Origin of the sequence: Ramlibacter sp. (assembly GCF_050250995.1) — a bacterium.
In the GTDB taxonomy this organism is placed as follows: Bacteria; Pseudomonadota; Gammaproteobacteria; order Burkholderiales; family Burkholderiaceae_C; genus Ramlibacter.
Genome location: NZ_JBFWNP010000019.1, coordinates 1 through 14,273, shown reverse-complemented (window position 1 = coordinate 14,273; position 14,273 = coordinate 1). Strand labels below are relative to the sequence as shown.

Below are 14,273 nucleotides of genomic sequence, written 5' to 3'. Positions count from 1 at the left end.
CTGCTAGCATGGGGCGGATGAGCCTGGAACGCATCCATATGGGGAATAGCGCGTCCCGCCGTATTCGCGTCGGGGTGGGGGGCTGGACCTTCGAACCCTGGCGCGACAACTTCTATCCGAAGGGCCTGCCGCACAGGCAGGAGCTGCACTACGCGAGCCGGCAGCTCACCGCCATCGAGATCAACGGCACGTTCTACAGCACCTTCAAGCCCGCGCAGTTCGCGAAGTGGCGCGACGAGACGCCCGAGGGCTTCGTGTTCGCGGTGAAGGCCAACCGTTTCACCACGCACCGCCGCGACCTCGCCACGGCGGCGGAGTCGATCGAGCGCTTCGTCGGCAGCGGCCTGGCCGAGTTGCGCGACAAGCTCGGCCCGATCCTGTGGCAGCTCATGCCAAGCACGGCCTTCGTTCGGCAGAACATCGAGGCGCTGTTTCGCCTTCTGCCGAAGGAAGTCGACGGGCGGCCCCTGCGCCACGTGCTGGAAGCACGCCACGACAGTTTCGTGTGCCGCGAGTACCTCGACCTCGCGCGCCGCTATGGCGTTGCAACCGTGCATGCGGACACCGACAAGTACCCGAGCATCGCGGACCCGGATTCGGACTTGGCATACCTGCGCTTGATGCGCACCGAACCCGAACGCGCAACGGGCTACGCGCCGGGCGACATCGCGCGCTGGGCCGAAGGCTGCGAGGCCTGGGTGGCGGGAGGCCCGAAGCGCGAAGTCTTCGCCTTCTTCATCAGCGGCGCGAAGGAGCGTGCGCCGGCCGCGGCGATGGCGTTGCTGAAGAAGCTCGGCCGCCGCTGAGCGTGCTTCAGGCGCGAAGCCGCCGCAGCCATCCGAGCCCGGCGGAGGTGCCCGCGGCCGGTCGGTACTCGCAGCCGACCCAGCCCTGCCAGCCGCACTGCGCGGACACCTCGTCGATCACGTCGAAGAGATACGGATAGTTCAGTTCCCCGAGGTCGGGCTCGTGGCGCTGCGGAACGCCGGCGATCTGGAAGTGGCCGACGCGGCCGGTGGGCAGGTACTGCCGGATCTTCGTCGCGACGTCGCCCTCGACGATCTGGCAGTGGTAGAGGTCCATCTGCACTTTCACGTGGGGCGATCCGCACGCCTGCACGATCTCGTGCGCATCGTCCTGCCGGTTCAGGAAATAGCCGGGGATGTCGCGCCGGTTGATCGGCTCGATCATCAGCTGGACATCGTGCCGGGTCGCGACGCCGGCCGCCCAGCGGAGGTTGTCGAGGTAGGCGGCGCGCAACGCCGGACGTTCCGCACCCGATGGGATGAGCCCCGCCATGACGTGGATGCGCGGACACGCGAGGGCGTCCGCGTAGCGCAGCGCCTCCTCGATGCCGCGGCGGAACTCGTCCTCGCGCCCCGGCAGGCAGGCGATTCCGCGCTCGTTCGCGGCCGCATCGCCCGGCGGCGCGTTGAACAGCACCTGCTGCAGCCCGTTGGCCCTCAGCCTCGCCGCGAGTTCGTTCGGCGCGTACTCGTAGGGAAAGAGGAATTCCACCGCCTCGAAGCCGTCGCGCGCCGCGGCCTCGAAGCGGTCGAGGAATTCGCGCTCGGGGTACATGAGCGACAGGTTGGCGGCGAAGCGCGGCATGCTAGCCCCTCTCGAACTTGAACACCGCCGTGCCCGCCATGAGGTTGGGCAGCACCCGCCGCTCGCGCCCCTCCTGCAGGCCGAACGCATCGAGGATGGCGAGCCGGTTGCGCGTCGCAAGCACCTCGAAGTCCTTGAACGTGCCGACGCGGATGTTGGGCGTGTCGTACCACTGGTAGGGCAACCGCTTCGTCACGGGCATGCGGCCGCGCAGGATCGACAGCCGGTTCGGCCAATGCGCGAAGTTCGGGAACGCGACGATGCCCAGCTTGCCCACCCGCGCGGTCTCGCGCAGCATGGTCTCGGCATTGCGCAGGTGCTGCAGCGTGTCGATCTGCAGCACGACGTCGAAACCGTCGTCCTCGAACATCGACAGGCCCTCGTCGAGGTTCAGCTGGATGACGTTCACGCCGCGCTTGACGCAGGCGTGCAGGTTGGCGTCCGAGATCTCGACGCCGTAGCCCGTGCATCCGCGCTCGCGCTGCAGCAGGTCGAGCAGCGCGCCGTCGCCGCAGCCGAGGTCGAGCACGCGCGAGCCTTCGGGCACGAGCCGCGCGATCGAGGCGAGCGTGGCGGTATCGCTCATTCGGCGGCCTCCTTCGCGATCCGCTCGAAGTAAGAGCGCACGAGCGCCATGTAGCGCGGGTCTTCCAGCAGGAACGCGTCGTGCCCGTGCGGCGCGTCGATCTCGGCGTAGCTCACGTCGCGTCCGTTGTCGAGGAGCGCCTTCACGATCTCGCGGCTGCGCTTGGGCGAGAAGCGCCAGTCGGTCGTGAAGCTCACCAGCAGGAACTTGGCCGTCGCCGCCGCGAGCGCCTTCGCGAGCCGCCCGCCGTGCGCGCGCGCCGGATCGAAATAGTCGAGCGCGCGGGTGATGAGCAGGTAGGTGTTGGCGTCGAAGTATTCGCTGAACTTGTCCGCCTGGTGGCGCAGGTAGCTCTCGATCTGGAACTCGATGTCCTGCGTCGAGTACTTCAGCGCGAGGCCTTCCCGAAGCTGCCTGCCGAACTTCTCGTTCATCACGTCGTCGGACAGGTAGGTGATGTGGCCGATCATTCGCGCGATGCGCAGGCCGCGCTTGGGCACGACGCCGTGCTCGTAGAAGTGGCCGCCGTGGAAGTCGGGATCGGTGACGATCGCGCGGCGTGCGACTTCGTTGAAGGCGATGTTCTCCGCGTTCAGGTTCGGCGCGCTCGCTACCACCACCGCATGGCGCACGCGGTGGGGATACTGCAGCGTCCACGAAAGCGCCTGCATGCCGCCGAGGCTGCCGCCCATCACCGCGGCCAGCGTCGGGATGCCCAGGCCGTCGAGCAGCAGCGCCTGCGCGTGAACCCAGTCCTCGACCGTGACGACCGGGAAGTCCGCGCCCCACACGCGGCCCGTGTCCGGATTCACGTGCATCGGCCCGGTGGAGCCGAAGCACGAACCGAGGTTGTTCACCCCGATCACGAAGAAGCGGTCGGTGTCCACCGGCTTGCCGGGGCCGATCATGGTGTCCCACCAGCCTTCGGACTTCTCCTGGCCCTCGTACACGCCCGCGACATGGTGCGACGCATTGAGCGCATGGCAGATCAGCACGGCGTTGCTGCGCTCCGCGTTCAAGGTTCCGTAGGTTTCGTAGGCAAGCGAGTAGTCGCGCACCGAGGCGCCGCTTTGCAGCGCAAGCGGCGCGTCGAACTGCATGGACCGTGGCGTGGCGATGAAGGTCATGGCGGCAGAAACGAAAAACCCGGCGCCGCCAAAGCGGGCCGGGTTCGTCCAGCATCTTTAGCGGCATTTATTGAGCGCCCGCAAGCGAGGCAAATCGGCGCTGTGCGGGAAGTATAGCGTCGCCGTCGAGGCGCGCCCTATCGCCCGATGCGCCGCACCTTCGTGGCGCGCTTTTTGCTTGTCGCTGGTGCGTTCGAGGGCGTGATCGCTGAGAACGCACCAATAACCGGCAATTCACCGCAACACATCCACCAGAGGGTTTCATGGAAGCACTAAAACAGGGCTCCGACACGCTGTTCATTCTGCTCGGCGCAATCATGGTGCTCGCCATGCATTCGGGCTTCGCCTTCCTCGAGCTGGGCACCGTGCGCAAAAAGAACCAGGTGAACGCGCTCGTGAAGATCCTCGTGGACTTCTCGGTCTCCACCGTCGTTTATTTCCTCGTCGGCTACGGCGTGGCCTACGGCACGAGCTTCCTGGTCGGTGCGGAGCAGCTCGTCGCGAAGAATGGCTACGAACTCGTGAAGTTCTTCTTCCTCCTCACCTTCGCCGCCGCCGTGCCGGCCATCATCTCGGGCGGCATCGCCGAGCGCGCACGCTTCTGGCCGCAGCTGCTCGCCACCGCCGTCATCGTGGGCGGGGTGTATCCCGTCTTCGAAGGCATCGCCTGGAACCAGGCTTACGGCATCCAGGCCTGGATCAAGGCGGCGACCGGCGAAGAGTTCCATGATTTCGCAGGCTCCATCGTCGTGCATGCCGTCGGGGGTTGGCTCGCGCTGCCAGCCGTCCTGCTGCTGGGCGCGCGCAGCAACCGCTACCGCAAGGACGGCGCGATGTCGGCCCATCCGCCCTCGAGCATCCCCTTCCTGGCGCTCGGTGCGTGGATCCTCACCGTGGGATGGTTCGGCTTCAACGTGATGAGCGCCCAGACGATCGACAAGATCTCGGGTCTGGTCGCCGTGAACTCGCTGATGGCGATGGCGGGCGGCACGCTCGCCGCGCTCGCGCTGGGGCGCAACGACCCGGGCTTCGTCCACAACGGGCCGCTCGCGGGGCTGGTCGCGGTGTGCGCGGGCTCCGACCTCATGCATCCACTCGGCTCGTTCGTGGTGGGCGGCGTGGCGGGCGCGATCTTCGTCGTGATGTTCACGCTCACGCAGAACCGCTGGAAGATCGACGACGTGCTCGGCGTGTGGCCCCTGCATGGCCTCTGCGGTCTCTGGGGCGGCATCGCGGCCGGCATCTTCGGCAGCAAGGCGCTGGGCGGCCTGGGGGGCGTGAGCCTGGGCGCGCAGGCGATCGGCAGCGTGCTCGGCGTCGCGTGGGCGCTCCTGGGCGGCTTCGTCGTCTACGGCGTCCTGCGTGTGGTGATGGGCCTGCGCCTGAGTGCCGAAGAAGAATTCGAAGGCGCCGATCTCGCCGTCCACCGCATCGGCTCCACGCCGGATCGGGACGTGAACTGGTAGGACTGTCCACGCCGAACAACAGTTCGATACGTTCTTGTGAACCAATGGCTTATGCGGACAGCGGCGCTTCAGGGTTTCCTTGAACACCGTGAGGCCCTCGACGCTTGCCAAGCCGGGCGATATCTGCTCCATAATGGAAAAGCAAGCCGGCATGCGTCGGCGAGCGGGTGCGGTGTACAGGTCTTTTCGCGTCGATTTTTCGGTTGTATGCGTTTCCAGGACTCCGCTGAATCAATGTGTTATCGAAGGAGTCCCTTGAATGGGCAATAAACTGTACGTCGGCAACCTGCCTTACCAGATGCGCGACAGCGACCTCGAACAGGCCTTCGGCCAGTTCGGCCAGGTCACCAGCGCCAAGGTCATGATGGAGCGCGAGACCGGCCGCTCCAAAGGCTTCGGCTTCGTCGAAATGGGCAGCGACGCCGAGGCACAGGCTGCCATCAACGGCATGAACGGCCAGCCCCTGGGCGGCCGCAGCGTGGTCGTCAATGAAGCCCGTCCGATGGAAAACCGTCCCCGCACCGGTGGCGGTGGCGGCGGTTACGGCGGCGGCGGTGGTGGCGGCTACGGCGGTGGTGGTGGCGGCGGCTACGGCGGCGGCGGTGGTGGCGGCTACGGTGGTGGTGGCGGCGGCGGCGGTCGCAGTGGCGGCGGCGGCGGTGGCCGCGGCGGCCAGGATGGCGGTTTCCGCAGCCCCTACGGCAGCGGCCCGCGCGGTGGTGGCGGCAGCGGCGGCGGTGGCCGTGGCGGCTACTGATCGCAGGCTCTTTCGCCTTCGGAATTTCATGTGAACGCCTGGTGGGGCAACCCACCGGGCGTTTTCGTTTCAGCGTGCGCGACGGTGCTTGCGCGGCTGGTGCGCCGCTGCACGGTCGAAGACCGCGTTGGGCAGCACGCGCAGGAGCTTCGCCGCCACGCCCATCTGCCACGGGATCACGCGATAGCTCGCACCGCGCTCGATGACGCGGTAGGCGCGGTCCGCGAAGTCGTCCGCCTTCATCAGGAAGGGCATCGGATAGCGGTTCTGCCGCGTGAGCGGCGTGTCGATGTAGCCAGGGCTGATCGTCACCACCTTCACCCCCGACGACGCGAGCTCCACGCGCAGGCTTTCGCAGTAGCCGATGACCGCCGCCTTGCTCGCGCAATAGGCGCCGTGGCCGGGCAGCCCCCGGATCCCCGCGACGCTCGCGATGCCGACCAGCGTGCCGCGTCCCCGCGCCTGCATGCCGCGCACGAAGGGATGGAACGTGGCCGCGAGACCGACGTTGTTGGTCGCGAAGATCCTGGCGATGTCGTCGATGTCCTCGCGCACGCCCGTGTCCACGCCGACGCTGATGCCGGCGTTCGCGATCACGACGTCGGGCAGTCCCTGCCGTTCGATGCAGGCCGCGCCGGCAGCGACGATGCTGTCGGTATCCGCGACGTCGGCGCCATGCACCTCGTAGGTTTGCCTCGCCAGTCCGTGAGCCGCGGCCCACGCCTCGATCTCGGCCGTGCGGCGCGCGACGAGGGCGAGTCGCCATCCGGCCCGGTGGTAACGCAGCGCGAGGGCCTGGCCGATGCCGCTCGATGCGCCCGTGACGAATGCGAGCCGGTCCATCCGGTCAGCGCGCAGGCGCGAAGCTGCCCTGCACGCGGCCGCGCAGCTCCAGCACGCGCTCGAGGTTGTCGTAGGCAAGGTTGTCGGCGCTGAACCGGCTGTCGCCGCGCAGCAGCACCACGGGGCGGTCCGACGTCACGCGCTCGGTCTCGAGGAAGGCGTGCAGGAACTCGCCGCGAATCTCCAGACGCGGCGCATCGGCGGCTCCCTCGCGAACGACGACCGCGTTGCCGATCAACTGCACCTGCGACCCGTCGGCGTTCGAAATCGCGCGATTGGCGGTGGCAACCGTCAGCGCGCCGCGCGGATTGAACGAGCGGATGCGCGGCTTGTCGACTTCGAGCGTGTCGGTGTCGGGGTAGTGCCGCGCCTCCTCGCCGTGCAGCTCGCTCTTGAGGCGGCCGGCCGCGTCGAACGACTTCACCGAGAAGCCGCGCATGTAGTAGTCGGGTTCGTGCGTGAGCGGCCGCTCAGCCTGCGGCGTGCCGGCCACCGGCGTGTTGCGCGCGAGCCAGTACGTGCCGAGCGCGAGCACGCCCATGAGGATCACGGGCATGTACATCGACAGCTGGTCCCACGCGCGTCCGACGAGCTGCCAGCCGGTGGGCCGGGCGCGCACGATCGCGGCCGAGGTCGCCGGCGCGTTCACCGGTAAGCCTCCAGCAGCTGCGCGTAGCGGCCCGATGCGACCAGCAGCACGTCGCAGAACTCGCGCGCCGCGCCGTGGCCGCCCGCCGCCTGCGTCACGTAGCGCGCGACGGCCTTCACTTCCGCATGCGCATTCGGCGGCGCCACGGGAAACGCGCAGCGGGCAAGCACGGGCAGGTCCGGCCAGTCGTCGCCCATGGCCGCGGCCCGCGACCAGTCGCAGCCAAGCTCGGCCAGCGACTTCTCGGCGGCCGGCCGCTTGTCCTCGGTTCCGTAGTGGACGTGCGCGACACCGAGCGCCTCCATGCGCGCGCGCAGCGGCGGCGAATCGCGACCGGTAATGACCACCGGCGTGATGCCGGCCTTCTGCAGCAGCTTCAGCCCGAGGCCGTCGAGGATGTTGAAGCGCTTGGCCTGCTCGCCGGCGTCGCTCATGAGCAGGCCGCCGTCGGTGAGCACGCCGTCGACGTCGAAGAACGCGACGCGTATGCCTTGCGCGGCAAGGAGGACCTCGGGGGCGAAGGTCAACGCGGGCACCGTCATGCCGCCGGGCCGTCCCGATGCGCGACAGCCGCCTCGGCGTGCAGCGCTCCACGTGAAGCGAAAAAGACGTGCGAGGCCATTTCTAGATGACTTTCGCGCGCATCAGGTCGTTGGTGTTGACGGCGCCGCAGAGACGGCCTTGCGCGTCGACCACCAGCACGCTCGTGATGCGGTGCTGCTCCATCAGCGAGGCCGCTTCGGCGGCCAGCGCATCGTCGCGAATCGTCTTCGGCGACGCATGCATCACTTCGCGCGCGGTCACGGCCCGCAGATCGACGCCCCGCTCGATGAGGCGCCGCAGGTCGCCGTCGGTGAAGATGCCGACGGGACGCCCCGCCTCGTCGACGATCGCCGATGCGCCCAGGCCCTTGGCGCTCATCTCGCGCATCAACTGCGTGAACGGCGCGTCCGCGGCCACGCGCGGCGCCGCGTCGCCCGCGCGCATCACGTCCGACAGGTGCGTGAGCAGCTTGCGCCCGAGCGCGCCGCCCGGATGGGAGCGCGCGAAGTCCTCGGTGCGAAAGCCCCGCGCATCCAGCAGCGCGACGGCGAGCGCATCGCCCAGCGCCAGCTGGGCCGTCGTGCTGGCGGTCGGGGCGAGCTGGAGCGGACACGCTTCCTTTTCGACGCCGCTGTCCAGCACGATATCGGCGTGCCGCGCGAGCGAAGACGCGGCGTTGCCCGTCATCGCGACGACCGTCACGCCCTGGCGCTTGAGCACGGGCAGGATCGCGATGATCTCGTCGCTCTCGCCGCCGTTGGAGATGGCAAGCACGAGGTCGACGGGCTTGATCATGCCGAGGTCGCCGTGGCTCGCTTCGGCGGGATGCACGAACATCGCCGGCGTGCCGGTGGAGGCGAGCGTGGCCGCGATCTTGCGGCCGATGTGTCCGCTCTTCCCCATGCCCATGACGACCACGCGGCCGCGCACGGCGAGCAGCTTCCCGACGGCCTGCGCGAAGGCCTCGCCCGTGCGCGCCTTGAGGCCCAGCACCGCGGCGGCTTCGATGTCGAAGGTCTCCTGCGCCAGGCGCAGCGCGCGGTCGCGGTCGGCGGCGGTCATGACGCGGGGCGGCTCCATCCCCGCGGATTCTATCGAGCGCCTTCGCCCGGCGCAGCGAGCGCCTCCGTCTCCTCCCATCGCGCCGAGCTAGCATAGGGAATGTCCGCACTCGAGTTGACGCTGCTGTACCTCCTCGCCGCCGTGCTGGGCGTGGTGGTCTTCCGCTTCCTCAAGCTGCCGCCAATGCTGGGCTACCTCGTCGCGGGCGTGTTGATCGGGCCCAACGCGCTCGCGCTCGGCGGCGACACCGAGTGGGTGAAGCACCTGGCCGAGTTCGGCGTGGTGTTCCTGATGTTCGTGATCGGGCTGGAGTTCAACCTGCCGAAGCTGCGCGCGATGCGCCAGCACGTGTTCGGACTCGGCCTGTTCCAGGTCGTCTCGACGATCGCGCTGGCGACCGGCGGCACGCTGATCCTTTCGGCGCTCGCGCCGGCGCACTGGGAGATGGGCTGGCAGACGGCGCTCGCGCTGTCGGGCGCGCTCGCGATGAGCAGCACGGCCATCGTCGTGAAGATGATGTCCGAGCGCCTCGAACTCGAGTCCGAACACGGCAAGCGCGTGATGGGCGTGCTGCTGTTCCAGGACTTGGCCGTCGTGCCGCTGCTCGTGCTGATTCCCGCGCTGGGCGCGCCGGCCGAGCAGCTCGTGACGGCGCTCGGAATCGCCGCGCTCAAGGCCACCGTGCTGATCACGCTGCTGCTCACCGGCGGGCAGGCCGTGATGCGCTGGTGGCTCACGCTGGTCGCGCGGCGCAAGAGCGACGAGCTGTTCATCCTCAACCTGCTGTTCGTCACGCTCGGGCTCGCCTGGCTCACCGAGCTGGCGGGCCTGTCGCTGGCGCTCGGCGCATTCATCGCCGGCATGCTCATTTCCGAGACCGAATACAAGCACCAGGTGGAGACCGACATCCGGCCCTTCCACGACGTGCTGCTCGGCCTGTTCTTCATCACCATCGGCATGCTGCTCGACTGGCGGCCGGTGTTCGAGCGCTGGGGCATGGTGCTGCTGCTCGTGACGGCGCCCGTGCTCTTCAAGCTCGCGCTGGTGACCGCGCTCGCGCGCGCGCTCGGCGCGACGACCGGCGTGGCGCTGCGCACCGGCCTCTACCTCGCGCAGGCGGGCGAGTTCGGCTTCATCCTGCTCACGCTCGCGCAGCGCGGCAACCTCGTGCCGCCCGAGCTCATCCACCCGGTGCTCGCGAGCATGGTGCTGTCGATGCTCGCCACGCCGCTCATCATCCAGTGGAGCAACTTCATCGTCATGAAGCTCGTGGCGAGCGAGTGGATGATGCAGTCGCTGCAGATGACCACGATCGCGCGCAAGTCGATCAATGCCAACGCGCACGTCATCATCTGCGGCTACGGGCGCTGCGGGCAGAACCTCGCGCGCATGCTGGAGCAGGAAGGCATTCCCTACATGGCGCTCGACCTCGACCCCGACCGCGTGCGCCAGGCCGCGGCCGCGGGCGACTCGGTGGTCTTCGGCGACGCCGCGCGGCTGCAGGCGCTGATGGCTGCCGGGCTCGCGCGCGCGAGCGCCGTGGTGGTGACATACCTCGACGTGCCCGGCGCGATGAAGGTGCTTGCGAGCACGCGCGCGCATGCGCCGCAGGTGCCCGTGATCGTGCGCACGCAGGACGACCGCGAGCTGGAGAAGCTGCAGGCCGCCGGCGCGACCGAGGTCGTGCCCGAGACGCTCGAGAGTTCGCTCATGCTCGCGAGCCATGCCCTCGCGCTCGTCGGCGTGCCCATGCGCCGCGTGATCCGCATCGTGCAGGACCAGCGCGACGCGCGCTACAACCTGCTGCGCGGCTACTTCCACGGCGCCGACGACGACACCGCCGACGAGCTCGACCAGGAGCGGCTCACGACGGTCACGCTGCCCCTCGGCGCCGGGGCGCTCGGCCGGTCGCTGTCGCATTTCGCGCTGCACGCGATCGGCGTGCGCGTGGTGAGCCTGCGCCGCGCCCATGGGCGGCCGGCCGACCCGCAGGCCGATCCGCTGCTGCAGGATGGCGACACGCTCGTGCTCTCGGGCCGGCCCGAGACGCTGGCGGTGGCCGAGGAAAAGCTGCTGCGTTCCTAGTTCGGCCCGGAGCGCCTAACGCAGCTCGCCGTATTGGGATGTCGAGAGCACCGGCATGCGGGCCTCCGACTCCGGCAGCTCCGTGTCCTCGAAGCCCGTGAGCAGCGTGTAGCTGCGCGGCCCCTGCTTCATCGCGCCTTCAAGGTCGCGCGCGACGGGGCGATTCGCGCCCAGCGCCTCGGTGGGCGTGGCGCCATGCGCGAGCGCTTTCTTGAAGGCCGCGACCTCTTCGTCGAGCAGCGGCTCGTACCGCCGGGGTGCCGCGGCAACCCTCGCCTGCGGCGGTTTCGCCTCGACGCTGTGGCCGAGCGCGACGTGTTCGTTGCTGCGCCAGTAGACCGCGGTCACCCGCACGTCGTAGCGCGCTTTCGCGGCCTGGGCGATCGTCACCTCGATCTCCGAGAGGCGGGCCGCATCGCCCGCGAACTCGCTTGCCAGGTCCACCATCACCAGGAACTGAAGGCCGTGCGCGTCCAGCGACAGCACCTTGAACTTGTAGCTCGCCGAGAGCACGCCGGCGTTGCCCATGCACTCGCGCACGACCGCGTACAGCAACTCGCGCCGCGCGAGGCGCTCCTGCTTGCGGCTCGCCGGCTGGCCCGGTACCTGCCCGGCACTGCGCATGCTTCGGGCGCCTTGAGCATTCTTCGCGCTCATGCCCCGCTTCGCCTCGAACGGCCGGGTGGAGTCGATCCGCGACAGCCCGGAGCTCGGCGGATGATCGCTCGCATTCATGTTCGCGCGCGCGGCAGACTTCTTCTTCGAGGGCGTCAACCAGTCCAGCAGGCTCACGATGCGCTCCTTGGGTGTTCGGAATCCAGTGTAGTGACGGCTTGCGCGGCGAGAGGCCGCGACTGCGCAAGCGGTGCGCGCGGCTTCGCGAACGGCGCGCGTCGTGAGAAAGTTGGCGCTCAGGTCACCGCGACACGGCGCGGCCGGTTGGCCAGACGGCGCGACACCAGCGCGCCGAGCGCGAGCGCGATCTCCAGCGCGAGCGCGGGCTGGCGATTCGTCAGCTCGGTGAAGCGGATCGGCGTGAGCGACCAGATCCTGCAGTCCGACGCGGCCTGCACGGTGGCGCTGCGCACGTTGCGCGTGAAGAACGAGCCCTCGCCCACCGCGGAGCCGGCGTCGACCACCGCGAGGCGCAGGCGCTTCTTCTCGTCCTCGAAATGCACGGCGAGCTGGCCCGACTCCACGAAGTAGACGGTGCGATCCTCTGCGTTCTGCTCGATCAGCTTCTGTCCGCGCGCGAGCGCCAGCGGCTGCAGGTAGGCGCCGAGTAGGGCCCACTGGTCCTCTTTGAGCCGGGGCGCGAAGACATCGTTCGAATGGTTGTGCGCGATCGCCCGCACGAGGCCTTGCACGTCGAACTGGAGGGTTCTCATGGGCGCGTTCATGCCGCTCACGGTAAACGGCGTCCGCCGTCTCTGCAATGCCTTGTAAGCACGCCTTACACCTGATACGGACGAGCCGATGCAGAACGTAGCCGAAAACCCGCGTCTATCTGCCTGAAGGCGAGAACATCCCATCCACGTGCCCCCGCTTCAGCAGCTCGTACACCACGTCCAGGAACACCCCCCGCGCAGCCTCGTCGCTCAGCAGCTTGGTCGACAGCGCGTGGTGCGTCGTCATCGCGCCGACAATGGCCTGCACCATCGCGCCAGGTAGGTCAGCCTTCAGCGCCTGATCCTTCGGGTTGTTCATCACCTGGGCCATCACCACTGCGTCGGTGCGCAGTTTCTCGGTGACGTGCGCCGCCAGCGCCACCTGGTCGGTGTCGCTGATCTCCTTGCCCAGCGCCTCGTTCAGCCGCTTGACCAGCTCCGACAGATAGGCCTTCTCGCGTTCCTTGGCCTCGCGCAGGCCGTTGTCGGTCATCGGGTGCAGCATCCGCAGTTCCTCGCTCGCGGTCACCCGGGTGCTGTTCACTCCGTCGAGCTGGTCCTTGGTCTTCACCTTGAAGTGGGTCAGCCGCAGGTCATTGAGGTCCACCTGTTCGGCCGTCAGCCCCTTCAGCCGCTTGCGCAGCAGCCGCGCGAAACTGGCGAAGCCTTCCAGGTCAGGATCGCCGAAGTCCACCAGTTGCGCCACGTACTCGTAGGTGCGGACGAACTTGCTCAGCCCCTCGCCGAAGATCATCAGCGCGTCGCGCTGCTTGGTCAGCTCGGCGCGCTGGGCGTCGGCGTCTGTCTTGCCCTTCTCGTAGCCCGCCTCGTCCGCCTTGCGCCAGGCCAGCTCCCAGGTGTCGATCGCCTCGTTCAGCGCCTTCAGTTGCGCATTGAAGCGGTCGGTCGGCGCCTGCGTCAGGCTGAACAGGCGCTCGTGCGTCACGCCCGGGTCCACCACTGCGGCGGCGAAGTTGCGCACCTCGGCCGTCTCGTACAGCAGCATCCCGTCCAGCTTCTGCTTCAGGTCGTAAGCGATGTTCGTGTCCTGCACGTCGGACACCTGGGCATCGCGGTAGAAGGTGCGGAAAGCCTCCAGGATCTCCTTGGCCTCGTTGGCGAAGTCGATCACGTAGGTCTTGTCCTTGCCGGCCATCGTGCGGTTCAGGCGCGACAGGGTCTGCACCGCCTCCACGCCCGACACCTTCTTGTCCAGGTACATGGCCACCAGCTTGGGCTGGTCGAAGCCGGTCTGGAACTTGTTGGCCACGATCATCACCCGGTAGTCCCGGGTGTCGAAGGCCTTGCGCATGTCGCGCCCGTTCAGCCTGGGGTTCAGGTTCTGCTCGTTGAAGGCGTGGTCGTCCGGGAAGCCGTCTTCCTTCGTGTCGCGGTTGGTCACGTCTCCCGAGAACGCCACCATCGAATGCACGTTGTTGTAGCCGTTGGCCTGGCAGTAACGCTGCAGCTCCAGGTGGTACTTCACCGCGGACGCGCGCGAGGGCGTCACGATCATCGCCTTGGCCTGGCCGCCCAGCAGGTGGGCCACGTTGGCACGGAAGTGCTCGACGATCAGCTGCACCTTCTGGCCGATGTTCGTCGGGTGCAGGCTCAGCCAGCGGGCCAGCGCCCGGCCGGCCGCCTTCTTGTCGACGCGACGGTCGTCGGCCTCTTTGAACTGCGTACCCAGGCGCAGCGCCGTGGCGTAGCTGGTGTAGTTGCGCAGCACGTCGAGGATGAAGCCCTCCTCGATCGCCTGCTGCATCGCCGTGACACCGGTGGTCGCGCCGGACTTCACCATGAAGATGTCCCCGCGCTGGGGTCGATACTCCTTGCTGAATCGTGCGTCATCTTCTTCGGAGATGAATCCCCAGATCTTGCTGAAGTCGATCCTTCCAGAAGAAATGGCCTCGGCAGAGACGAATGGAACACCCTCTGCACATGCATCTGGCGTCTCATGCGGACCGTCCGTGATTGGTATCGCTACGACTTGCTTCAAGCTCATCACTTGCCAGTGCGTCGGAACACAGCCTAGGAGTGTGGGCGGCAGAAGGGTAGCCCGCGCCCTTCTCCACAGATTCTGAAGCTGTGGCGTTGAATGCGGTGGCGCGCCCCGGACCGGGACAGGGGCGGCCCCTTCCGCGAATGTCCCCCGT

General features: G+C 68.2%; 14 protein-coding genes. 4 read left to right on the top strand and 10 right to left on the bottom strand.

Going from position 1 to position 14,273, the window contains the following annotated elements:
- The first annotated feature begins 17 nt into the window (after positions 1 to 17).
- Complete coding sequence (locus AB7E83_RS14030; protein ID WP_428570431.1) at positions 18 to 806, top strand: DUF72 domain-containing protein; 789 nt, start codon at positions 18 to 20, stop codon at positions 804 to 806.
- A 7-nt stretch (positions 807 to 813) separates the two neighbouring features.
- Here AB7E83_RS14030 and otnI read toward each other — a convergent pair whose 3' ends face one another.
- From otnI to metX, 3 genes are read right to left on the bottom strand one after another with little or no spacing between them, the layout of a single operon-like run.
- Positions 814 to 1,611, bottom strand: coding sequence for a 2-oxo-tetronate isomerase (gene otnI, locus AB7E83_RS14025; RefSeq protein ID WP_428570430.1), 798 nt, complete (start codon positions 1,609 to 1,611; stop codon positions 814 to 816).
- Position 1,612: 1 nt separating this feature from the next.
- Positions 1,613 to 2,197: a methionine biosynthesis protein MetW gene (gene metW / locus AB7E83_RS14020; protein WP_428570428.1), complete on the bottom strand. Its 585-nt coding sequence runs from the start codon at positions 2,195 to 2,197 to the stop codon at positions 1,613 to 1,615.
- Positions 2,194 to 3,324 carry a homoserine O-succinyltransferase MetX gene (gene metX, locus AB7E83_RS14015; protein WP_428570426.1) on the bottom strand — a complete coding sequence of 377 codons (1,131 nt, stop codon included), beginning with the start codon at positions 3,322 to 3,324 and terminating at the stop codon, positions 2,194 to 2,196. The genes metW and metX overlap by 4 nt, the downstream gene beginning before the upstream one ends.
- Before the next feature lie 263 nt (positions 3,325 to 3,587).
- Here metX and AB7E83_RS14010 point away from each other — a divergent pair, with 263 nt between their 5' ends.
- Both AB7E83_RS14010 and AB7E83_RS14005 read left to right on the top strand, forming a co-directional pair.
- Complete coding sequence (locus AB7E83_RS14010; protein WP_428570424.1) at positions 3,588 to 4,790, top strand: ammonium transporter; 1,203 nt, start codon at positions 3,588 to 3,590, stop codon at positions 4,788 to 4,790.
- Between the two features lie 259 nt (positions 4,791 to 5,049).
- Positions 5,050 to 5,547, top strand: a complete 498-nt coding sequence (locus tag AB7E83_RS14005; RefSeq protein WP_428570422.1) for an RNA recognition motif domain-containing protein — start codon at positions 5,050 to 5,052, stop codon at positions 5,545 to 5,547.
- Between the two features lie 69 nt (positions 5,548 to 5,616).
- On the opposite strand, the gene AB7E83_RS14000 is transcribed toward AB7E83_RS14005, so the two are convergent.
- The 4 genes from AB7E83_RS14000 to AB7E83_RS13985 all read right to left on the bottom strand — a co-directional run bounded on the left by AB7E83_RS14000 (position 5,617) and on the right by AB7E83_RS13985 (position 8,662).
- Positions 5,617 to 6,390 (bottom strand): SDR family oxidoreductase, encoded by a 774-nt coding sequence (locus AB7E83_RS14000; RefSeq protein ID WP_428570420.1) that lies wholly within the window; start codon positions 6,388 to 6,390, stop codon positions 5,617 to 5,619.
- A 4-nt stretch (positions 6,391 to 6,394) separates the two neighbouring features.
- Positions 6,395 to 6,952: an LPS export ABC transporter periplasmic protein LptC gene (gene lptC / locus AB7E83_RS13995; RefSeq protein ID WP_428570532.1), complete on the bottom strand. Its 558-nt coding sequence runs from the start codon at positions 6,950 to 6,952 to the stop codon at positions 6,395 to 6,397.
- Positions 6,953 to 7,035: 83 nt separating this feature from the next.
- Positions 7,036 to 7,581: a KdsC family phosphatase gene (locus tag AB7E83_RS13990; protein ID WP_428570419.1), complete on the bottom strand. Its 546-nt coding sequence runs from the start codon at positions 7,579 to 7,581 to the stop codon at positions 7,036 to 7,038.
- 82 nt (positions 7,582 to 7,663) lie between these two features.
- Positions 7,664 to 8,662: a KpsF/GutQ family sugar-phosphate isomerase gene (locus AB7E83_RS13985; RefSeq protein WP_428570417.1), complete on the bottom strand. Its 999-nt coding sequence runs from the start codon at positions 8,660 to 8,662 to the stop codon at positions 7,664 to 7,666.
- Positions 8,663 to 8,743: 81 nt separating this feature from the next.
- Between AB7E83_RS13985 and AB7E83_RS13980 the strand changes: the two genes are divergently transcribed.
- Positions 8,744 to 10,729 carry a monovalent cation:proton antiporter-2 (CPA2) family protein gene (locus AB7E83_RS13980; protein WP_428570415.1) on the top strand — a complete coding sequence of 662 codons (1,986 nt, stop codon included), beginning with the start codon at positions 8,744 to 8,746 and terminating at the stop codon, positions 10,727 to 10,729.
- 15 nt (positions 10,730 to 10,744) lie between these two features.
- On the opposite strand, the gene AB7E83_RS13975 is transcribed toward AB7E83_RS13980, so the two are convergent.
- The 3 genes from AB7E83_RS13975 to AB7E83_RS13965 all read right to left on the bottom strand — a co-directional run bounded on the left by AB7E83_RS13975 (position 10,745) and on the right by AB7E83_RS13965 (position 13,918).
- Positions 10,745 to 11,521 carry a hypothetical protein gene (locus AB7E83_RS13975; RefSeq protein WP_428570414.1) on the bottom strand — a complete coding sequence of 259 codons (777 nt, stop codon included), beginning with the start codon at positions 11,519 to 11,521 and terminating at the stop codon, positions 10,745 to 10,747.
- A 119-nt stretch (positions 11,522 to 11,640) separates the two neighbouring features.
- A complete protein-coding gene (locus AB7E83_RS13970; protein WP_428570412.1) occupies positions 11,641 to 12,117 on the bottom strand; it encodes a Crp/Fnr family transcriptional regulator in 477 nt (158 codons plus the stop codon).
- A gap of 115 nt (positions 12,118 to 12,232) precedes the next feature.
- The gene (locus AB7E83_RS13965) at positions 12,233 to 13,918 is read right to left on the bottom strand and encodes a type I restriction enzyme subunit R domain-containing protein (RefSeq protein ID WP_428570410.1); all 1,686 of its coding nucleotides are present in this window, start codon (positions 13,916 to 13,918) and stop codon (positions 12,233 to 12,235) included.
- Positions 13,919 to 14,273: the final 355 nt, after the last annotated feature.